Source organism: Pseudomonas sp. GD03842 (genome assembly GCF_029841165.1).
In the GTDB taxonomy this organism is placed as follows: Bacteria; Pseudomonadota; Gammaproteobacteria; order Pseudomonadales; family Pseudomonadaceae; genus Aquipseudomonas.
Window position 1 is genome coordinate 338,104 of sequence record NZ_JAOCEA010000005.1, and the last position, 21,870, is coordinate 359,973.

The window sequence follows — 21,870 nt, forward strand, 5'->3', positions numbered from 1 at the left end:
CGACCCAGATATCGACAATGTAAGCACGATGAGCGATGTTTGCGCAAAGTTTGTGACTAAGTGGCTAAATTTGGTCATTTGCTCTAGAAAGGCGCTCTGCGAGCCCTTCGACGTCGATTTCGCCGACAACACGGACATTTTCAAGCTCGTTGCCGTCTTTTCCGAAAAATAGCAACGCTGGCGGACCGAACAGCTTGTAGTGATCGAGTAAAGCGCGCTGCTCGGCATTGCTATCGGTCATGTCGAAGCGAATCAGGCGAAATCCCTTCAGCTGACTGACGATCTTCGGATCGGGCAGCACGTCATGCTCGATGACCTTGCAACTGATGCACCAATCGGCATACCAGTCCACCAACACCGGTGTGCCGTTATTCTTCGCATCGCTCAGCTGCTGTTTCAACTCACTGACTTGAGTGACGGTTTGCCAGCCTTGCTGTGCCTGGGGCTGCCCGGTCATCGACGTGTTCTGGTCGCGGCCCAGGGGGCGGAGCGGATCGGTCTGCCCGCTCAAAGCGCCGTACCAGCAGGACACCGCGTAAACCAGCAGGAAGAGCCCCACCAACTGAGCAAGGCGAGCTCGGGGGCTCTTCTTCGTGAACTCCAGCGTGCCGAGAAACAGCGCGACCCCGGCCCACAGCAAACCGAGCAGGAGCAGGGTGGCCTGCCCTGGAATCACGCGGCTGAGCAACGCGATGGCCAGGGCCAGCAGCAGAACACCGATCGCATTTTTGACCGTGACCAGCCAGGGGCCGCTTTTGGGCAACCAGGCCGCACCACCTGTAGCGACGAGCACCAGCGGCGCGCCCATGCCAAGGCCCAGCGCAAACAGTTTCAATGCTCCGCCCCACGCATCGCCGCTGGCGCTTATATAAAGAAGCGCGCCTGCCAATGGCGCGGAGACGCAAGGCGAAACCAGCAGGCTGGAGACCACGCCCAGTACCGCCGCCCCCCATAGGGATCCGCCTTGTGCATTTCCTGCGATGCGATCCAGCCGGTCATTGAGGGCCCGAGGCAAGCGCAACTCGAAGACGCCGAACATGGCGATGGCGAACACGACGAAGAACAGGGAGAACGGCACGAGCACCCAAGCAGATTGAAGCCGCGCCTGCAAATTGAGACTGGCGCCGAATAGGCCCATCAACGCACCGAGCGCTGCAAAACAGATGGCCATCGGCAGCACGTAGGCAAGGGAAAGCGAAAGGCCTCGCAGGCCGCCCACCTGGCCGCGCAACACCACGCCAGACAGGATGGGCAACATGGGGAGAACGCAGGGTGTGAAGGTCAGGCCGATGCCTGCGAGAAAGAACAGCGCCAGTTGCTTCCAACTGAATGGGGCGTTGCTGTCGCTGACGGGGATGTCCGCCTCGCTGGAGGGCGCGCCGCCTATAGTCAAGCGCTCGGTCTCAGGTGGGTAGCACAAGCCTTTGTCGGCGCAGCCTTGATAGGTCACCACCAGCGTGAACGCGCCAGTGGCCGCGGATTCGCGGGGCAGGGTGACATCGAGAATGCCGTGATAGACCTCGACATCGCCGAAATACTCATCGTGCTTTTTCTCACCTGCCGGTAACTGCGGGGCTCCCAGCTTGATGTCAGCCGGTTCGGTGCGGAATTGAAAGCGGTGGCGGTAAAGGTAATAACCCTCGGTCGCGACGAACTGCAGCTTGATCGCCTCAGGCGTGGTGTCGATCAGGTTCAACTGAAAGGCCTGGCGAACCGGGAGGAAATCTTTGCTGTTGTCGATGGCTGAAGCGCCCAGCGCCGGGGTGCCCAGTCCTGATGCCGGCCGACTGTCCAGCAGGCTGGCGCTGAACGCAGGAAGGGCGAGAGTGAGGAGAATCAGACAAAGCAGGCGGCGCATGGCGGTCTCGCGATACAAAGATCGGCGCATGATAACGGATCTTGCCTACCTGAGGCTGTGCCAGGCGTTACCGATCGTGACCCGTTGCAGTGTGGCCGGTCTGTGTTTGCGGTCGTGAGCGCCTCGTCAGAGACCTTTGCGACTAATCGACATCCACCGGCGAATGCTTTCTGGTCTGCATGAAATCATCGCTGACCGTGTAGACCTGATTGCGGCCGGCTTTCTTGGCCCGATACAGGGCTTCGTCCGCGTGGGAGGCCATCATCAGCGCATCGTCGTATTCGCCCAGCTCGACAACGCCCGCGCTGAAGGTGCAGAACAGATCGGCCGGCTGCGCCGGGTAGTGGATTTCGGCGAAGCGACGGCGGATTTCGTCGAGCACGCCATAGGCTGCTTTCAGATCCGTGTCAGGCATGACCACGGCGAACTCTTCGCCCCCATAGCGGCCGATGTAATCGGTTTTGCGCAAACGTTGTTTGAGAAACAGCGCCAGGCTTTTGATCACGCGGTCACCCATTGGGTGGCCATGGGTGTCGTTCACTTTCTTGAAGTGGTCGATGTCGAGCATGGCGAAGCTCAACGGTTTGCACTCGCGACGCGCGCGGAAGCTGCAATCTTCCAGCAACTGGAGGATGTGGGTGTGGTTGTAGAGGCCGGTCAGGCTGTCACGGACCATTCGCGCCTTGAGGTTGCGCGCTCGCGCCGCACGGTTGCGCACTGTGGTGATCAAGTGGCGCGGTTTGATCGGTTTGGTCAGGAAATCGTCGCCGCCTTCGCTCATCGCATCGAGCTGTTTGTCGAGATCGTCCTCAGCCGACAGATAAATGATCGGCACACTGACATAGCGGTCATTGTGGCGAATCACCTTGGCCAGTTCAGTGCCTGTGCAGCCAGGCATGTACATGTCGAGGATGATCAAGTCTGGCTGGAATTCGGCCAGTTCGGACATGGTCTTGATTGGATCGAACAAAGTACGCGTCACGATGCCGGCATTGTTCAGCAGACGTTCGGTGTGCGTGGCCTGAGCACGCGAATCGTCGATGACCAGCACCTTATAGGGCTCGTACTGAGCGACCCGCGTAAGGATTTCGATTTTCTCAAGAAGGCTCGACGCGTCCAGGGTGCCGGTCAGAAATTCTTCGCCACCGGCCCTCACGGCTGCCAACCGCGTCGGCGTATCGGTCTCTTGGTGGCTGAAGAACAACAACGGCAGCTTCTGTTCCAGCCCTTCTTGCATTCTGGCTGCCAGTTGCAGGCCTGCGCCGTTGCCGCCGAAATCCACGTCCATCACGATCGCAGCGGGAAGGCGCTCGGACAGTGACGCATTGAACGCTTCCACGCTGTCCAGCGATTGCGCGCTCAAACCGAAGAATTCCAGCTGCTTGGCCAGGCGCTCGGCCCGTTCGTGATCCTGCAGCATCACATAGACTGGCTTGCGCAGAGGCGGCAGCGAGGTGTGCTCCAGCTTGTCCCCGTGACGCAGTCCCGTGCGCGAAAGGCGCTGCATCAGCCGATTGAGATCGGTGATCAGCGCACTGCTCAGTCGTCCACGGTTGGCCTGCACCTCGAAAAGTGACTGACTGATGTCGCGCGCCAAATGAGCGTGCTCGACCTGATCGAAGCGTTCGGCGAAACGCAGCAGGCGCTGGTTTGCTTCAATGAGCTCTTCAAGGTCTGCGAGCGACCATTCGCTTTGCTGCAAGCGTTGCCAAACCTCAAGTATTTGACGTGCTTGATGGATGACGCGCTGGGCGAAGTGATGCTTGAGGCGGTCGCGACTCGGATCTTCTGGCTCGGTCATGTCCTGACTACTTATAGGGGAAACCCTGATGCAAATGCTGGCGCTATGCTAGCACCACTTTGCTTTCTTAAGTGCGCCGCAAGTCATTTAGTTGTCATTTTTTCAGGCTTTTTCGCGTCAATTTTTTATCTTTTCCACCCCGATAGAACAATTGCTGACAGAAAAGCGAGCAACGTCCCCCCTGTACGCTCCTCAGGAAAAACCCTAGACGCACTTCCTTTTTGCGGGCGGCATGCTGGGGCTTCGGCAGGCTCCGGCGCTCGAGGCGGCGACCCGGTCAATGACGCCCTTGGACCTGTGGATAACGCATCTGGGCCATCCGCTGCGTTCCTGACGAACGCACCTTGCTGTAAGGTTGCGGTCACAAGCACTGAACTCCGTGACTGAAAGGACAAGGCCATGCTGGATTGGAAAAAACGCTCGCAGACTCAAGGTACAGGTGAGCGTGTTGAAGAAAAGCCGATAGGCAAGGCGCCTCGTGGTTACTGGGGCGGCCTGTTCTTCAGTCGTGCGGTCGGTGCCGTGGTGGGCATCTACTTGGTGGTCACCCTTGCACTGGGCATCTGGTGGAGCAGTGAGCCTGCGATGTTTCCGGTCCAACAGAACGCTCAGGCGGCTGCCGAGCGCGAAGGCAAACAGATGGTGATCGGGTACACCACCGTCGAAACCCTGAAAAGCGTCGTCTCGACGTTGCTCGACAAACCGGGCGGTTATATTTCCAACGACCGCTTTCCGCCAGGCCTGTGGCTCGACAACATGCCGAGCTGGGAGTACGGCGTGCTCGTCCAGGTGCGCGACCTGACGCGCGCCTTGCGCAAAGACTTCGCCCGCTCGCAGTCGCAGTCCGCCGAAGACAGCGATCTGGCACGCGCAGAGCCGCTGTTCAACTTTGATAACCGCAGTTGGGTCCTGCCCTCCAGCGAGTCGCAGTACCGGGATGGCATTGCGGCACTAAGCCGTTATCAGGCCCGCTTGTCCGACCCGAATCAGAAGAATGCTCTGTTCTACACGCGCGCCGATAATCTCAACAACTGGCTGGGTGACGTGGGTACGCGCCTGGGTTCGCTTTCGCAACGGCTGTCGGCGAGCGTGGGACGGGTCAAGCTCAACACCAGCCTGAAAACCGAAGCGCAGTCCGAGGTGTCGGTGAAGCCGGGTGAGGTTCCGCAGGTCGATGAAGAAATCGTCGAAACGCCATGGATGCAAATCGACAACGTGTTCTATGAGGCCCGAGGTCAGGCGTGGGCGCTCTCTCATCTGCTGCGCGCCATTGAAGTGGATTTCGCCGATGTGCTGGCGAAAAAGAACGCGACGGTGAGCGTACGTCAGATCATTCGAGAGCTGGAGGCCTCCCAAGAGCCAATGTGGAGCCCGATCATCCTCAATGGCAGCCCGTTCGGCGTGTTCGCCAACCACTCGTTGGTGATGGCCAACTACCTGTCTCGCGCCAATGCCGCCGTCATCGATCTTCGTCAATTGCTGTCGCAGGGTTGATCGGTGCCCATCCCTGAAAGCGAAGTCGCGCACCGCGCGGCTTCTGACGCCGAACTCATCGCCTGGGTCGACCGTCAGGACCAGCTACTGGGTTCGCTCCCCCGCGCTGCCTTGCGCGAGCGCGGCCTGATCGGGCGCGGCACCTTTATCTTGCTGTTCAATTCCGCAGGGAAGTTGTGCGTCCACCGTCGCACGCTGAGCAAGGCCATTTACCCCGGGTATTGGGATGTGGCGGCGGGTGGAATGGTCCAGGCAGACGAAACCTATGCGGCGTCGGCGGCCCGCGAGTTGGAGGAAGAACTGGGCGTGGCTGGGGTTCAATTGACGGCACACGAGCGGTTCTTCTTCGATCAGCCGGACAACCGGCTTTGGTGTGCAGTGTTCTCAGCCGTCTGGGATGGACCGCTCAATCTGCAACCAGAGGAAGTGCTGGAAGCGCGCTTTGTGACGATTGATCAGGTGCTGGATGAAGCCTCGCAAATGCCCTATTGCCCGGACTCTCTGGCTGCGCTGAAGCGCTATTTGGCCGACGTCGCAAAAGTCCCGTAAATTGCCGCATATTTGCTCTTAGCATCGGCGTGGTTTGCCGTTACACTGCGCGCCTTTTCACGCCGGACCGTCACCGCGGTCCGGTTGCGCTGCCCCTGCCTGAGTGGGGCTTCGCGGTCGGTATCACAGATCGATGGCTCATCGGTCTGCCCGACCAGACTTTGGTCCTCAAGAAGAGGATTGCCCGTGGCCAAAAAAGCCGCCTCCTTTGCTGCCCTCGGTGGCCTGGTATTTTCTACCGACGCCGGCCGGCATTGCCCTGACTGCCGTCAGCCTGTCGACGCCTGCACCTGCAAGAAAACCCTGATTCCCGAAGGCGACGGCATCGCCCGCGTGCGCCGTGAAAGCAAGGGCCGTGGCGGCAAGACCGTGACCACTGTCACCGGTGTCCCGCTGCCTGAAGATGCACTCAAGGAACTGGCGTCTACGCTCAAGCGACGGTGTGGAACAGGCGGGGCGCTCAAGGAAGGCGTGATCGAAATCCAGGGCGATCACGTCGAGACGCTACTGGCTGAGCTGGTCAAGCAGGGTTTCAAGGCAAAAAAATCGGGCGGTTGAGTCACGCCTCGTCCGTTCCGGCTTTCACGATCGCTCGGTTATCGGAGCAAACTCTGCTCTGCGTGTAGGGTCTACTGAGCCATTCAGGGGCTCGACGCCTGCGCCAAACCGTCATTTCCACGCTATACACTGCGCCCAGCCTTCGATGGCCGGCGCTTCACGACTTCTATACAGGGGACTTCGATGTCCGTACGACGCACACGCAAAGACGATGGTAGCCAATGGACCGTGGCGGACAGCCGCAGTGTCTATGGGATTCGCCATTGGGGGGCTGGTTATTTTGCAATCAACGAAGCCGGGCGTGTTGAAGTTCGCCCCAACGGGCCGGGCAGTTCGCCCATCGATCTCTACGAGCAGGTAGACCAATTGCGCAAGAGCGGTTTGTCACTGCCACTGCTGGTGCGTTTTCCCGATATTCTGCAAGACCGTGTCCGCCAGTTGACCGGTGCTTTCGACGCGAACATTGCCCGTCTGGAATACCAGAGCACCTACACCGCGTTGTATCCGATCAAGGTCAACCAGCAGGAAGCGGTGGTGGAAAACATCATTGCGACGCAGAACGTGTCCATTGGGCTGGAGGCCGGTTCAAAGCCCGAGCTGATGGCTGTGCTGGCATTGGCGCCGAAAGGCGGGACGATCGTCTGCAACGGCTACAAGGACCGCGAGTTCATTCGTTTGGCGCTGATGGGGCAGAAGCTTGGCCATAACGTCTTCATCGTCATCGAGAAGGAATCGGAAGTCGAACTGGTCATCGAAGAGGCTGCCGAGCTGAAGGTCGCTCCGCAGGTGGGGCTGCGCGTGCGGTTGTCGTCGCTGGCGTCGAGCAAATGGGCCGACACCGGGGGCGAAAAATCCAAGTTCGGATTGTCTGCCGCTCAATTGCTGTCGGTGGTCGACCGCTTTACCAAAGCCGGTCTGGATCAGGGCATTCGCCTGCTGCACTTCCACATGGGCTCGCAGATCGCCAATCTGGCCGACTACCAGCACGGTTTCAAGGAAGCCATTCGTTACTACGGCGAGTTGCGCAACCTCGGCCTGCCGGTCGATCACGTCGACGTCGGTGGCGGGCTGGGTGTGGATTACGACGGCACCCACTCACGCAATGCCAGCTCGATCAACTACGACATGGACGATTACGCCGGCGTCGTGGTCGGCATGCTCAAGGAATTCTGCGACGCGCAGGGTTTGCCCCATCCGCACATCTTCTCTGAGAGCGGCCGCTCGCTGACGGCTCACCATGCGATGCTGGTGATCCAGGTCACGGACGTCGAGCGTCACAACGACGAGGTGCCAGTGATCGAAGACAAGGAGAGCCTGCCGGAAACCCTGCAGTGGCTCATCGATCTGCTGGGCCCGACCGACATCGAGATGGTCACCGAAACCTACTGGCGCGCCACGCACTACATGAGTGACATCGCCGCCCAGTATTCGGACGGCAAGCTTACCCTCGCGCAAAAAGCGCTGGGCGAGCAGTGCTATTTCGCTGTCTGCCGTCGCCTGCACAACTCGTTGAAGGCGCGTCAGCGCTCGCATCGCCAGGTGCTCGACGAGCTGAACGACAAGCTGGCCGACAAATACATCTGCAATTTTTCGGTATTCCAGAGCCTGCCTGATACCTGGGCGATCGACCAGGTGCTGCCGATCATCCCGCTTCACCGCCTCGACGAGGAGCCCAATCGCCGCGCGGTGCTGCAAGACCTGACCTGCGACTCCGATGGCAAGATCAACCAGTACGTCGACGAGCAGAGCATCGAGACCAGCCTGCCGGTGCATGCGCTGAACGAGGACGAAGATTATCTGCTGGGTGTTTTTCTGGTTGGCGCGTACCAGGAAATCCTTGGTGACATGCACAACCTGTTCGGTGACACCGACTCGGTGAACATCTACCAGAATCAGGATGGCAGCGCTTACTCGGCGGGTATCGAAACCCACGACACCATCGAGGACATGCTGCGCTACGTGCACTTGTCGCCAGAGGAATTGATGACCCACTACCGCGACAAGGTGGCCAGCGCACGGATCACCCCGCGCGAGCGGACGCAGTATCTGGATGCGTTGCGCCTGGGGTTGACGCGTTCATCCTATCTGTCCTCATGAGAGTGGTTTAAGCCCCTGACCGTAGGGTCAGGTGGCGCCCTGTCCGTCGAGTTGGCGGTCCTTGAATCGCCATTTGCCGCAGGTTCGGCGCGGGCCTCCTACAGGTTCGCGCTCGCTTGTTGTTCTTGTTTGTAGGCCCTTTCCTGTTCTGCATTTGCCCTCTCTACATCGCAGATTTTCTGTTACAGAATCCTCGACCGCCTGTCACTGTCTGCCGAGGTCATTCGTACCATGTCATCGCCCCCCCAAGTCATGCCATTGCGCCTGGAGGTTGATCGCCCCAGGCATTCGTTCGAGGTCGTGGCCTGCGAACGCAGCGAAGAGGCTGATCAGCCTTACTTGTACACACTCGATATCACTCACCCTGACAGCCATCTGGACACTCACGAACTGCTGTTCAGTGCAGGCTGGTTGCATGGCAGCGAAGCCGAGTCCGGCATCCATGGGCACGTCCACAGCATCATGCGCATGGCCAGCCGAGCGGCGTCGAGCAATCTCCTGCACAGCGGCCCTTCCCGTTACCGCATCACTTTCGGACCTCGGCTGGGGTTGATGGCCTGGCGCTACAACCAGCGCGTCTTCCAAGGGCTCGATGCCCGGCAAATCATCCAGCAAGTCCTCAGTGAGCACGGCATCCAGGCCCGAGGCCTTCTTTGGCGGCGCAAACAAGCCTGTCAGAAGCGTGACTACTGCGCGCAGTACCGTGAGAGTGACTTGCAGCTGGTTCAGCGGCTCTGTGCAGAGGAAGGCATGCGCTATCACTTCTTGCACGCACGCCATCGGCATGTGGTGGTCTTCACCGACGAGTCGCCCCTCGATGCCGCGGAGTGCGCCGAGTCGCGGGAGGTGGATGCCCCGGTGGTGTCGCTCACCGGGGCATGCATGCATCGGGCTAGTCTGGTGGGCGGGTTGTTCGAGTCGGTCCAGCCGAATGCTGAAGGGCGCCTGCAGGTGCGGTTCGACTGGAGCAATCAGGGTGATGGCTCGCGCTTCAATGAGTGCTGGATTGCGGTCGATCCTGCCCTGATCGAAAAACAACCGCTGTGGTGGGGCGGCATGGAGGTCGTCGTGCGCTTTCGCAAGGGCGATCCGGGCAAGCCCTATATCAGCGATCGCTTATGGGACCCGGATATCAACCCTGAGACCGAACCCGGCGTCGACGCTCCGGCGCGCCGGGTGATCACGACGCGTATTGACCGGGCCCTTTTTCTCGATGAGTCACAGGCGTTCTCGGTGGACGATCAATTCATCGTGAAAATGGCACAAGACCACGAAATGCACTTCAGGGTGGGTAACAGCCAGGTGACGATCGATTCCCGGTACGTTTCGCTGAGCGGCCTGCGCATCATGCTGTCCTCCATCGCGGAGGCGGAGCAGGCCTTTTGAACGCGCTTCTGGCTAGGCGAACCAACCACCGCTGCGGTTCAGCGAGCGGGCGATGTAGCCCAGTGTCAGGGCGCGCAAGGCCATGAACAGCAGAAACACGATCCACAGCCCGTGATTACCGAACGAAGTGGCCAGCCAGGCGAACGGTGCGACAATCAGCGCGCTCAACACCATCGCGTTGCGCATTTCCCGCCCGCGGGTGGCGCCGATGAACAGGCCGTCGAGCAGGTAACTCCAGACGGCCACCAGCGGCAGAAGGGCCAGGTAGGGCAGGTAGACGAAGGCAATCTCACGAACTGCGTGAATGTCGGTCTGCAGTTCGATGAACAGGTGTCCGCTGAACAGGAACAGCAGCGCGAAGGCAACGCTGCACATCAGCGACCACCCGCCTGCCACATTCAGGGCTCGACGCAAGGCGGCGGGGTCCCGGGCACCGATGGCGTGGCCGCAAAGGGCCTCCACCGCATGAGCGAGACCGTCCAGGGCATTGGCCGTCAACAGCAGGCCATTGAGCAGCAATGCATTGGCGGCCACCGTGGCATCGCCCAGGCGCGCACCCTGGACGGTGATGAGGAAGAACGCGGATTGCAACACCAAGCTGCGGATGAAGATGTCCCGGTTCACCGCCAACAGAGGTCGCCAGCTTGCCCAGCGTTTGAGTACGGCCAGGGCCAGAGGGCCGGGGAAGGCGAGCAGGCCTTTGCGCGTCAGGGCCAGGCCCAGAAGAGCCCCGATCCATTCGGCAACGACCGATGCGCGGGCACTGCCGATCACGCCCCAGTCCAGCCCGATGACGAACCACAGGTTCAGCGCAATGTTGACCAGGTTGGTCGTCAACAGAATTGCCAGGGGCGCTCGAGCGTTCTGCAGGCCGAGGAACCAGCCCACCAGCGCATAGCTCGCCAGCGCAGCGGGCAGCCCGAACAGCCGGGTGTGGAAAAACTCGCGGGTCAACTCCTCGAGATCGGGGGACGGCTGCATCATCGTCAATGCGAGGTGTTGGAACGGCAGGCCGATCAAGCCCAACAGTACGGAAAACCCCAGCGCCAGCAACAAGCCTTGCAGCAGTACCTGGCGCAGAGCGGCGCCATCGGAGCGGCCCGCCGCCTGCGCAGCGAACCCGGTGGTGCCCATGCGCAGAAAGCTCATTGCCCAGGCGAGAAAGCTATAAAGCGTACCGCCGACGGCCACGGCGCCCAACTGGTGAGCATGGGGCAGGTGGCCGATGACCGTGCTGTCGACCAGCGAGACCAACGGGACAGAAATGTTCGACAGAATCATCGGCGCCGCCAGCGCCCACACCTGGCGATGGGTCGTGCGATGGCGCCAGTCAGCGAGGAAGTTGGGCATGAGGGCTCGATAGGGTCAAGGGAGCGAGATGGGCCGCATTGTAGCGACTCGACGTGCACAGCGCAGATCCACCGAAAGGGAGCGCCAACCGTCCTCGAGGGCCCGCCGAGTCACGCAGCGCTGCGCCTCCCGCCTGAAGAGTGGGCCTGAGAACGAACTCACAATCCCAGGGTCTATGTCCGCGCCGCGCTTTACGAGCGCGAAAGCGATGCTATAACTGCTGCTCCTCATCACAACTGCTGCCAATGAGTGCCTCATGCTTAACAAAGGATTGTTCCTGGCCTGCGCGCTGGCACTGCTCAGTGCTTGCGATTCCTCTACCTCTGAAAAAACCGCCCCCGCCCCATCGCAGCCTGCTGCACCTCAAGCCGCAGTCGAAGCCGCCAAGCCCAAACCGGCGGTTGACCTCGCTGCGCTGAGCAAACGGTACGCGGGGCGCGAGTTGACCGTAGTGGATGTTTCGGAAATCCAGCTCGACGGCGCCAGCACGCTGTCCTTGAGCTTTTCCGTGCCGCTGGCCTCCGACCAGAAGTTCGCGGAGAAAGTGCACCTGGTGGACAGCGTCAACGGCAAGGTCGATGGCGCCTGGGAGCTGTCCGACAACCTCATGGAATTGCGCCTGCGCCACCTTGAACCTAAGCGCAAGCTGGTGCTGACCATCGATCCGGGTCTGGCCGCCGTGAACGGCAACACCCTGGCCGCGGAATACTCGGCGCGCCTGGAAACGTCCGATCTGCAAGCCACTGTCGGCTTCGCCAGCCGCGGCAGCCTGCTGCCGACCCGTCTGGCCGAGGGCCTGCCGGTGATCGCGCTGAACGTCGACAAGGTCGATGTCGAGTTCTTCCGCATCAAGCCCGATTCGCTACCTGCCTTTCTCAGTTCATGGGAGGGCTCGTCCAGCCTGCAGAGCTACGAGTCCAGAGAATTGCTGCCTATGGCCGACCTGGTGTATGGCGGCCGTTTTGACTTGAATCCTGCACGCAACACCCGGGAAACCGTTCTGTTGCCGATTGCCGGGCTCAAACCGTTGCAGCAACCCGGTGTTTATCTGGCCGTAATGCGGGCGTCAGGCACCTACAATTACTCCCAGCCAGCGACGCTGTTCACGCTCAGCGACATAGGGTTGTCGGCGCATCGCTACGCCAATCGTCTGGATGTGTTCACCCAGGCGCTGGAGGGTGGCAAGGCGTTGAGCGGCATCGATCTGGAGCTGTATGACGACAAAGGGCGCGTGGTCGGCCAGGGTAAAACCGACGGTGCCGGTCATGCTCAACTGCCGTTGCCAGCCAAGGCTGAGGTGCTCCTGGCGAAGAATGCCGAACAAACCAGCCTGCTGCGCCTCAACAGCGCGGCGCTGGACCTGGCCGAGTTCGACATCACGGGCCCGCAAGCGCATCCGCTGCAATTCTTTATCTTTGGTCCTCGCGACTTGTATCGGCCCGGCGAAACCGTGCTGCTCAACGGCCTGTTGCGCGACAACGACGGCAAGGGCGTGAAACCTCAGCCGATTACGGTGGAAGTGCGCCGCCCGGACGAGCAGGTCAGTCGAAAGTTCGTGTGGGAAGCCGACGCCACCGGTTTGTATCAATACCAACTTCAATTGTCGGACGAATCCCCAACTGGCCGCTGGCAGTTGGTGTTCGACTTGGGCGACGGCAAGCCGCAGTTGTATGAGTTTCAGGTCGAAGACTTCCTTCCGGAGCGCATGGCGCTCGAGCTCAAGGGCAGTGATGCGCCGCTCGCGCCGGATGCACCGTTCGATGTCGCCATCAACGGGCGTTACCTCTACGGGGCCCCTGCATCGGGCAATCGCCTGACTGGCCAGCTCTACGTGCGCCCGCTGCGCGAAGCGGTGCCGGGGTTGCCGGGTTATCAGTTCGGTTCGATCACTGAGGAGGACCTCAAGCAGGACCTTGAGATCGAGGACAGCACCCTCGACGCCAATGGCCAGTTGGACCTGAGCATTGACAGCCAGTGGTCCAAAGCCCGTTCGCCGCTGCAGCTGGTGCTGCAGGCCAGCTTGCAGGAGTCCGGTGGTCGGCCTGTCACTCGCCGCCTGATCCAGCCGGTGTGGCCTGCCGAAGCCCTGCCTGGCCTGCGCGGTCTGTTCGAGGGCGAGGCCACCGATGGCGACGGCCCGGTGGAATTCGAAGTGCTCGTGGCGGATGCGGAGGGCCACAAGTTGGCCGCTGACAACCTTAAGGTGCGGCTGGTCCGCGAGCGCCGCGACTATTACTGGAACTACTCGGAGAGCGACGGGTGGAGTTACCACTACAACGAGAAATTCCTCAACCTGTCCGAAGAAACGCTCAGCGTAGAAAAAGGCGCCACCGCTAAAGTCAGCTTTCCAGTGGAGTGGGGGCCTTATCGGGTAGAGGTCGAGGATCCGGCCACTGGCATCGTCAGCAGTGTGCGTTTCTGGGCCGGGTATCGCTGGCAGGACAACGCTGAGGGCGGAGCGGTGCGTCCCGATCAGGTCAAGCTGGCGCTGGATAAACCGGCTTATGCCGACGGCGACACGGCCAAGGTCACGGTCACCCCGCCTTCAGCGGGCAAAGGTTATTTGCTGGTGGAGTCCAGTGAAGGCCCGCTGTGGTGGCAAGAGATCGATGTGCCAGCCGAGGGCAAGACCTTCGACGTGCCCGTGGACAAGCAATGGGCCCGTCACGATCTCTATGTCAGCGCGCTGGTGATTCGCCCCGGTGAGCGCAAGGCCAACGTCACGCCCAAGCGGGCGGTTGGCGTGCTGCACCTGCCGCTGGACCGCTCCCAGCGCAAGCTGGCGTTGACGGTCACGGCGCCTGAAAAAATGCGGCCCAAACAGCCGCTGAAACTCAAGATCAATGCAAAAGGCGCTGACGGTTCGGTGCCCAAAAACGTGCACGTATTGGTCGCTGCGGTGGACGTCGGAATTCTCAACATCACCGAATACGCGACGCCGGATCCCTTTGCCAGCCTGTTCGGGCGCAAAGAATATGGCGCCGATCAACTCGACATCTATGGGCAGTTGATCGAGGCTGGACGCAATCGTCTCGCCAGCCTGGCATTCGGCGGGGACGCGGCGTTGGCCAAAGGCGGTAAACGCCCGGAGACCAGCGTGACCATCGTTGCGCTGCAAAGCGCGCCGGTGACCTTGAGCGAGCAGGGCGATGCCGAAGTCAGCCTCGACATTCCGGATTTCAATGGCGAGCTGCGGATCATGGCGCAAGCCTGGACCGACGAGCGCTATGGCATGGCCGAAGCGAAAACCGTGGTAGCGGCGCCGCTGATCGCCGAGTTGTCTGCGCCGCGCTTCCTTGCGGGCGGTGACCAGACGCGAGTGGCGCTCGACGTGTCGAACCTTTCGGGCAAAGCGCAAAAGCTCACTGTTCAGGTCTCGGCCGAAGGCCAGTTGAGCCTGGCCGAAGGCGACGGCACCAAAGCGGTGGCACTGAACCCAGGGCAGCGGACCACATTGCAGATTCCAGTGAAGGCGCAGGGTGGCTTCGGGCAGGGCGTGATCAGGGTGAAGGTCGACGGCCTGGACTTGCCCGGCGAAAACCTGCCGGCGTTCAGCCGCGAATGGACGATCGGTGTGCGACCGGCGTATCCAGCCATGCTGCGTCAGTACCGCGCCGTGCTCAAGGATCAGGCTTGGAGCCTGCCGGAGGGTGCCCTTGAGGCCTTCGAACCGGCGGGGCGTGAGGCGCTTCTCTCGGTCTCCAGCCGTCCTCCCCTTAACCTGGGCGAGCAGATTAGAGCGTTGAAAGCCTACCCCTATGGTTGTCTCGAGCAGACCACCAGCGGCCTCTACCCCTCGCTGTACGCCGATGCCGCGACCCTCAAGCGTCTAGGGCTCGAAGGTGAGTCCGACGAGGCGCGCAAACGCAAGATCGAGATCGGCATCGAGCGTCTGCTGGGGATGCAACGCTACAACGGCAGCTTCGGGCTGTGGGGATCGGACGGTGAGGAGGAGTATTGGCTGACAGCCTATGTCACCGATTTCCTGCTGCGGGCACGGGATCAGGGCTTCGCGGTACCGCCCGATGCGCTGAAAAAGGCCAACGAACGCTTGCTGCGCTATCTGCAAGACCGCAACCAGATCGAGGTCAACTACAGCGAGAACGCCGACCACACGCGCTTTGCCGTGCAGGCCTATGCAGGGCTGGTGTTGTCGCGCAGTCAGCAGGCACCGCTGGGTGCGTTGCGCAGCCTGTTCGAGCGTCGCAGCGATGCCCGCTCGGGCCTGCCGCTGGTCCAGCTGTCCATTGCCCTGGACAAGATGGGCGACAAGCCCCGGGCTGAGCAGGCACTGTTGGCCGGGCTGGCCGCGGGTCGCAAAGCCAACGACTGGCTGGCCGATTACGGCAGCCCGTTGCGCGATCAGGCGCTGATTCTGTCCCTGCTGGAAGAAAACAAACTGGCGTCGGACAAAGTGGAAGAGCGGCTATTCGCGTTGTCCGATCAAGTTGCGGCCAGCCGCTATCTGTCGACTCAAGAGCGTAACTCGCTGTTCCTGGCCGGGCGTGATCTGCTCGGCAAACCCGAGGCGAAGTGGGCCGCGACCCTGAACAGCGGCAGCAACAGCCGCGAACTGAGCAACGACCAGCCTGGCGTGAAGCTCGACAGCTCGGTGCTGGCATCACCGCTGACGGTTCAAAACAGCGGCGATGCCACGCTGTATCAGCAGATGACCATTTCCGGCTACCCGTCGCAACCGCCCGTAGCCGGTGGCGAGAACCTGGCGATTCGTCGTGAATACCTCGGCATGGACGGCGAGGCGCTGAACCTCAATGCACTGAAGAGCGGCGAGCTGGTGTTGGTGCACCTGGAGTTGAAATCCAAAGAGCGCGTGCCGGATGCACTGGTGGTCGATCTGTTGCCTGCGGGCCTGGAAATCGAAAACCAGAATCTGGCGCAGAGTGCCGCCAGTTTGGAGGACGCCAGCGAGTCAGTGAAACAGTGGCGCGAGTCGATGGAAAACGCTGGGTTGAAACACCAGGAGTTCCGTGGCGATCGCTACGTGGCCGCAGTAGACCTTCAAGGCTTCAACACCGTGCACCTGCTGTACCTGGCGCGGGCGGTGACGCCGGGTACGTATCGCGTGCCGCCGCCGCAGGTCGAATCGATGTACCGTCCAAACTGGCAAGCACTGGGCGACGCGCCTGCCCAGTTGGTGGTGAAAGGGAAGAAGTGAGGGGCATGACAGCTCTGCAATTCTGTGGGAGTGCGGTGTGCCTGGGGCAGGGTTGCGTTTTGCAGACCGCCCCAGGCTCCGCCTGGGGATCATCATTGATGAGTGAAATTGGTGCGGACTTTGTAGGAGCGCGCTTGCCCGCGACGGCGTCGCGTCAGTGACGAAGAGATTGCCTGATGCGCAGCATTCGCGGGCAAGCGCGCTCCTACGCAGATGTGAGCGTGGATGAGGTCAATGGATGATCCAGCTCAGCAGCCACAACCCCAGAAACAGCCAGATAATGCCGACGATGATCGAGCCTCGCATGAACGCGCGGATCGCCGAATACAGCAGCATCAGCCCCACGATCAGCCCGGCGATGCTGATCAGAGAAGTGTCCATGCCCAAAGTGCGTGCCAGTCCGTCGACAAAGTTGCCACCCGCGTGGGTGAACAGGTTGAACAACCAGCTCAAGCCGTCGACGATGAAACGAATCACTGCGCCAATGACCTGGCCGAGCCATTCGAAAACGCTTTCTACCTGCATGTCTTTTTCCTGATGACCGGCATTGAATGGAGAGGGGATCGTTCGCTTTGGCTATCACAGGGCAGAACGAGTTCCCCAGTGCACGAAGGCAGTTTGGCATGAAACGACTGATTCGCGGGCTCCTGGCCAGCATCGTGCTCATTTGCCTGCTGCTCTGGCTCGCCGACCGCATCTGGCCGCTGCCACTGCCCAAGGATGACTTGGCCCGTGTGGTGCTTGCCGAAGACGGTACGCCCTTGTGGCGGTTTGCCGATGCCAATGGCGTGTGGCGTTATCCCGTGACGATTGACCAAGTCTCGCCTTACTACATCGAAGCCCTGCTGACCTACGAGGATCGCTGGTTCTATCAGCATCCGGGCGTTAACCCGATGGCGCTCGTGAGGGCCACTTGGCAGAACCTGAGCGGCGGCCATGTGGTGTCGGGCGGCAGCACCTTGTCAATGCAGGTGGCACGGCTGCTGGATCCGCATGCGCGCACGTTGCCCGGTAAGCTGCGACAGTTGTGGCGCACGTTGCAGTTGGAATGGCACCTGTCGAAACAGGAGATTCTCGGCCTCTACCTGAACCGAGCGCCTTTCGGCGGCACCCTGCAAGGCGTGGCGGCTGCCAGTTGGGCGTATCTGGGTAAATCCCCCCGACAGTTGAACCGCGCCGACGCCGCGCTGCTGGCCGTTCTGCCTCAGGCGCCGAGTCGCCTGCGTCCCGATCGCCATCCACAGCGCGCGCAGGCTGCACGGGACAAGGTGCTCATGCGTCTGGCCGAGTTCGATGTCTGGCCAGAACACGCGGTGAACGAAGCGCTGGAGGAACCGCTGTTGCTGGCACCGCGTCAGGAACCGAGCCTGGCGCCGCTGCTGGCGCGACGCTTGAACCGTCCTGGCAGCCCGCCGTTGATCCGTACCACCCTGGACGCCAGCCTGCAGCGGCGTCTGGAAGACCTGTTACTGGGCTGGCGCGCCCGGCTGCCTGAGCGCACATCGGCGGCGATTCTAGTGGTTGAGGCCGAGAACATGGCCGTGCGCGCCTACGTCGGTTCGGTGGACATTGGCGACGACAAGCGCTTCGGGCACGTTGATATGGTCACTGCGCTCCGCTCCCCTGGTTCCACCCTCAAACCTTTCCTTTACGGCAAGGCGCTGGACGCCGGGCTGATCCACTCCGAATCGCTGATGCAGGATGTGCCGCGCCGCTATGGGGATTACCGTCCGGGTAATTTCTCGTCTGGGTTCAACGGCGCCGTGGCGGCGAGTTCTGCCCTGTCGATGTCGCTCAATCTGCCTGCCGTGCAATTGCTGGAGGCTTACGGCCCGAAACGCTTCGCCGCCGAATTGCGCAACGGTGGGGTGCCACTGACCTTGCCGCCGCTGGCTGAACCGAACCTGGCGTTGATCCTCGGTGGCGCAGGCAGTCGGCTGGAGGACCTGGTGGGCGGCTACAGCGCCTTCGCACGGGGTGGGCGCAGCGCGGACATTCGCCTGCAACCGGAAGATCGGCTGCGTGACCGACCGATGATGTCGCCCGGTGCGGCCTGGATCATTCGGCGAATTCTCAGCGGTCAGTCGCGGCCCGATCTGGACCCACACGCCGAGCTGGTGCAGCGCCCACAACTGGCATGGAAAACCGGCACCAGCTATGGCTTTCGTGATGCGTGGTCGATCGGCGTCGGGCCGCGATTCCTGATAGGCGTGTGGATCGGCCGCCCGGATGGCACACCGGTACCGGGGCAGTTCGGCCTGGCGTCGGCGGCGCCGCTGATGTTGCAGGTGCACGATCTGTTGGTGAATCGCGACGCTCAGCGCAACATCCTGCCGCCCGTGCAACCGATGCCGCTCAGTGTCGGCGTGGCCGCGATCTGCTGGCCGCTGGGGCAAGCGATGAACAAGACCGACCCCAATTGTCGGCGCCAGCGCTTCGCCTGGACACTTGATGGCACCACGCCGCCGACGTTACAGGCCACCGATCAGCCTTTGGGGTTGGGGCTGTTGGAAACGGTTTGGGTCAATGACAAGGGGCTGCGGGTCGGCGCCGGTTGCCCACAGGCCGTATCCCGTGACATCGCGCTGTGGCCTGCTCCGCTTGAACCGTGGCTGCCGAAAGGCGAACGCCGGGAGGCCCGCTTGCCTGCCATCGACCCCTCATGCCCGCCGCAAGGCTTGAGCTTGGCAGCACCCCTCTCGATCGTCGGCGTGCGCGATGGCGATCAACTCCGATTGCCCACCGGCAGCCTGCAACAATTGCGACTGAAACTGTCAGCGCTGGGCGGCACCGGCCGCCGCTGGTGGTTCATCGACGGCACACCGATGGGCGACACCGCCAACCAGGACAGCTATACGCACACCTTCAACCGGCTGGGCCGCTACCAACTGAGCGTACTCGACGAAAGCGGCCAGACGGCGCGGGTAGAGTTCAGCGTGGTGGATTAGGGCGGGGCGCTTTGCCGTCGGCGTTGTAAAGACCGCTACTGTCGGCAAGCCTGCCGACTACAGGTAAGGCGCCAGCCGTTCGATACGCTTGACTCGTCCGAGTGCCACAACCCCTCCAATGCCTATCGTGCGTTGACGAATTGTCAAAGCAGCGAGCGTTATTGGTCGGCCATTGCTGTAGGAAAACGGCTAATCATTTTTCACCCGCTTCCGACTTCCTCGGTCGGACATCCCGGCATACGCCGTTGCTCCCGCGCACCATCATGAGCGTCCGAACGGTAAAAACGGCGCTTGGGTCATCAACACCAAGACCATCAGCTTCCGTTCCACCGTTTGGGAGAAAGTCCCGCTTGCTGAGGATTTTCTTCCCAATCACCCGCCGTCAACATCCATCGAATAGGTTCTTCGTTCGCTGACGGTATGCCGGGTGCGGCAACCCCTTCGATTGGCTGCAAAGGACTGGAACAGGTGAGTAAAGGGCATTTCATTCGTCCGGGTGATCGAACCACCTGTGGCGGCGTCGTTCTCGAAGGCGACGGAAGATTCGACATCCGCGGCAAACCACTGGCGCGAGAGGGGGACCGGGCTACCTGTGGGGCGACCGGTAGTACCTTCAACATCATCGGCGGCATCCCGCACATGCGAGACCTTGGCAGGCGAGTGGCCGGAACGCTGCACAGCATGGTGCCGTGCCCCTGCAGCGCCCGTCTGTTGCCGTCGTTATTGAACGCCACTTACGACTTCAATGGCGATGACTCTCCCTCGGTCCCAGGCGCTGCCCACCTCTCGACATATGCCCCGCCCGCAGGGCCGAACTCGACGCAGCCGCCACACCGCCAGCCCGCTTTGGCTGACGACCTCGAGGAAGAAGAGGAAGAGGTCGAGCTGGAGCAGGTGATCACCTTGAGGCTCGGCATATTCTTCGACGGCACCGGCAACAACCAGGCCAATAGCGAGGCTGTTGCAGGCTGCATGGCGCGGGATGTCGGGTTGGAGCATGAGTCCGAGGACATTCAGCGGTTCTGTCTCGAACAGGGTTATGGCCTCGATGGAAGTGCGCCGGACAGCAGCTATGGAAATGACACGTCGAATGTGGCGCGGTTGTATGACTTGTATAGGGATCAAGCCAACGAACAAATTGACCCTGCGGATGATGAGGCTTCCGTGGCGGTCTATCTCGACGGGATCGGAACCGTCAGCGGCGGACCTGACGACCTGTGGGGGCAAGGCACTGGGACGGGGAAAAACGGTGTGGTGGCGCGGGTTGAACAAAGCCCGATGCTGGTCATCGAGCGACTTTTGAGATTTAAAAGGATCAATCCCGACATCAAGGTCCGATGCATAGAAATCGATGTATTCGGTTTCAGCCGTGGAGCTGCCGCTGCCCGTCATTTCGCCAACGACATACGAAAAGGCGCAAACAGCCTGATTGCCAAAGCCTGGCCCGCCGACGCCTCCCTACTCGTCGAGGGGTTTGGCTGGCGCGTTCAGCATGATGTCCATCTGAACTTCATTGGCCTTTTCGACACCGTGCCCGGCATCGTCACGCCCTTGCAGTTGGACTTCAGCCCCGGCAATGCGCGCAACGCTGGCCTCGACCTCGGATTGCCCACAGGTTGCGCACGCCACATCGTGCAGTTGGTGGCCCGGGACGAACATCGCCTGAACTTTGCTCTGATCCGCACCGAGAACGACATCGTGCTGCCCGGTGCGCACTCGGATATCGGCGGTGGCTACCGGCCCCGCATGCGCGAACGGTTGCTGGTGGCAAAACCCACTAGCAGCGTCGAACGCAAGGCCACGCCCAACGAGCGCGCGCTGGCCGTCTCCCGGTCTCAGCAAAGTGTCGGCCCCCTGGTCAGGCGGTTGATCGAACAAGGCGTCGAGCTGGAGATGCACATCTGGTCAGAGGATGAGGCGCGTACTCGGGATAATCAGATGCCCGCCTACAAGCGGGTGTACGTCATGAGCACACTTGAGCGCGAGGTGGAGGGGGATTTGTCGAAGGTTTACCTGAGAGTAATGCGGGAACTGGGATTGCGACATAACGCGCCTTTTAAAGAAATCCCGCAAACCTCCGCATCAGCGTTGCCTGCCGAATTGGAGATGATCGCCGCGAAGCTGCAGGCTTACGCACTCGGGCAGGCCTCCGCGCCAAATTTGACAGCTTCTGAGGAGGCGCTGCTACTCCGCCGTTACATACACCTCTCCGCGAGTTGGAATGCGGTGAAGGATCGACACAGAACGGACATAAGTGCGCTGTTCATTAACCGGCCTGCTGATGATCATCGGCGGATTATCCATGGCAATCAATAAGCTCAACGCGCTGTTGGGATGTGCACTCGCCGTCATTCTCTGCGGGTGCAGCCACGTCAATGACTACGGTACAGAACTGCCGTATGACGCCTGGCGTCTGGGTTTTCTGGCGCCCAACTACATGGAGGTCTGGATCGAAACCGCCGATGTGCTCGATGTCAAAGGCCGAGTATTCAGACGCGCCATGAGTGGCGTGGCGGCTATCCAGACTCCCCCCAATTTAAGGGCCGACCCGAGAGGGTGGCCTAAGGAGCCTGGGGACGGTAAGGGAAAACACCTCTGGAGCGCAGACGTGCCTCGTCTGATCTATGTGCGTTGGCAATCCCTCGCAGAGCCG

13 protein-coding genes are annotated in these 21,870 nt (G+C 61.2%); 9 read left to right on the top strand and 4 right to left on the bottom strand.

All coding sequences use genetic code 11. The features are described from left to right. Window positions 1-64 precede the first annotated feature (64 nt). Entirely contained in the window at window positions 65-1,858 is a 1,794-nt protein-coding gene (locus tag N5D61_RS10120) for a protein-disulfide reductase DsbD (protein ID WP_177411138.1), read from the bottom strand. Window positions 1,859-2,000: 142 nt separating this feature from the next. Beyond that, complete coding sequence (locus N5D61_RS10125) at window positions 2,001-3,659, bottom strand: PleD family two-component system response regulator (RefSeq protein ID WP_108237821.1); 1,659 nt, start codon at window positions 3,657-3,659, stop codon at window positions 2,001-2,003. 399 nt (window positions 3,660-4,058) lie between these two features. Here N5D61_RS10125 and N5D61_RS10130 point away from each other — a divergent pair, with 399 nt between their 5' ends. From N5D61_RS10130 to N5D61_RS10150, 5 genes are all read left to right on the top strand, one after another. Then, a complete protein-coding gene (locus N5D61_RS10130; protein ID WP_279892393.1) occupies window positions 4,059-5,153 on the top strand; it encodes a DUF2333 family protein in 1,095 nt (364 codons plus the stop codon). 3 nt (window positions 5,154-5,156) lie between these two features. Beyond that, complete coding sequence (locus N5D61_RS10135; RefSeq protein WP_108237823.1) at window positions 5,157-5,702, top strand: NUDIX hydrolase; 546 nt, start codon at window positions 5,157-5,159, stop codon at window positions 5,700-5,702. A gap of 186 nt (window positions 5,703-5,888) precedes the next feature. Continuing rightward, a complete protein-coding gene (locus tag N5D61_RS10140; protein WP_279892399.1) occupies window positions 5,889-6,260 on the top strand; it encodes a translation initiation factor Sui1 in 372 nt (123 codons plus the stop codon). A 183-nt stretch (window positions 6,261-6,443) separates the two neighbouring features. Then, complete coding sequence (gene speA, locus N5D61_RS10145; protein ID WP_108237825.1) at window positions 6,444-8,357, top strand: arginine decarboxylase; 1,914 nt, start codon at window positions 6,444-6,446, stop codon at window positions 8,355-8,357. A gap of 231 nt (window positions 8,358-8,588) precedes the next feature. Continuing rightward, on the top strand, window positions 8,589-9,743 hold the full coding sequence (locus N5D61_RS10150; protein WP_108237826.1) for a contractile injection system protein, VgrG/Pvc8 family: 1,155 nt from the start codon (window positions 8,589-8,591) through the stop codon (window positions 9,741-9,743). A 12-nt stretch (window positions 9,744-9,755) separates the two neighbouring features. Here N5D61_RS10150 and N5D61_RS10155 read toward each other — a convergent pair whose 3' ends face one another. Beyond that, window positions 9,756-11,093: an MATE family efflux transporter gene (locus N5D61_RS10155; protein ID WP_279892402.1), complete on the bottom strand. Its 1,338-nt coding sequence runs from the start codon at window positions 11,091-11,093 to the stop codon at window positions 9,756-9,758. A gap of 256 nt (window positions 11,094-11,349) precedes the next feature. On the opposite strand from N5D61_RS10155, the gene N5D61_RS10160 reads away from it, so the two are divergent. Beyond that, window positions 11,350-16,269, top strand: a complete 4,920-nt coding sequence (locus N5D61_RS10160) for an alpha-2-macroglobulin (RefSeq protein ID WP_279892404.1) — start codon at window positions 11,350-11,352, stop codon at window positions 16,267-16,269. A 231-nt stretch (window positions 16,270-16,500) separates the two neighbouring features. On the opposite strand, the gene N5D61_RS10165 is transcribed toward N5D61_RS10160, so the two are convergent. Then, complete coding sequence (locus N5D61_RS10165) at window positions 16,501-16,794, bottom strand: hypothetical protein (RefSeq protein WP_108237829.1); 294 nt, start codon at window positions 16,792-16,794, stop codon at window positions 16,501-16,503. Window positions 16,795-16,892: 98 nt separating this feature from the next. Between N5D61_RS10165 and pbpC the strand changes: the two genes are divergently transcribed. The 3 genes from pbpC to N5D61_RS10180 all read left to right on the top strand — a co-directional run. After that, window positions 16,893-19,217 carry a peptidoglycan glycosyltransferase PbpC gene (gene pbpC / locus N5D61_RS10170; RefSeq protein ID WP_279892407.1) on the top strand — a complete coding sequence of 775 codons (2,325 nt, stop codon included), beginning with the start codon at window positions 16,893-16,895 and terminating at the stop codon, window positions 19,215-19,217. Between the two features lie 420 nt (window positions 19,218-19,637). Continuing rightward, a complete protein-coding gene (locus tag N5D61_RS10175; RefSeq protein ID WP_279892409.1) occupies window positions 19,638-21,533 on the top strand; it encodes a PAAR domain-containing protein in 1,896 nt (631 codons plus the stop codon). Continuing rightward, window positions 21,526-21,870: DUF2931 family protein (locus N5D61_RS10180; protein WP_279892428.1), on the top strand; the 345-nt coding region annotated here is incomplete at its 3' end. The genes N5D61_RS10175 and N5D61_RS10180, both read left to right, overlap by 8 nt.

Coding starts and splice junctions, on each gene's coding strand:
- N5D61_RS10175 (WP_279892409.1), top strand. CDS start 19,638: ATGCCGGGTGCGGCAACCCCTTCGATTGGCTGCAAAGGACTGGAACAG.
- N5D61_RS10155 (WP_279892402.1), bottom strand. CDS start 11,093: ATGCCCAACTTCCTCGCTGACTGGCGCCATCGCACGACCCATCGCCAG.
- N5D61_RS10120 (WP_177411138.1), bottom strand. CDS start 1,858: ATGCGCCGCCTGCTTTGTCTGATTCTCCTCACTCTCGCCCTTCCTGCG.
- N5D61_RS10130 (WP_279892393.1), top strand. CDS start 4,059: ATGCTGGATTGGAAAAAACGCTCGCAGACTCAAGGTACAGGTGAGCGT.
- N5D61_RS10150 (WP_108237826.1), top strand. CDS start 8,589: ATGTCATCGCCCCCCCAAGTCATGCCATTGCGCCTGGAGGTTGATCGC.
- speA (WP_108237825.1), top strand. CDS start 6,444: ATGTCCGTACGACGCACACGCAAAGACGATGGTAGCCAATGGACCGTG.
- pbpC (WP_279892407.1), top strand. CDS start 16,893: ATGAAACGACTGATTCGCGGGCTCCTGGCCAGCATCGTGCTCATTTGC.
- N5D61_RS10165 (WP_108237829.1), bottom strand. CDS start 16,794: ATGCAGGTAGAAAGCGTTTTCGAATGGCTCGGCCAGGTCATTGGCGCA.
- N5D61_RS10160 (WP_279892404.1), top strand. CDS start 11,350: ATGCTTAACAAAGGATTGTTCCTGGCCTGCGCGCTGGCACTGCTCAGT.
- N5D61_RS10125 (WP_108237821.1), bottom strand. CDS start 3,659: ATGACCGAGCCAGAAGATCCGAGTCGCGACCGCCTCAAGCATCACTTC.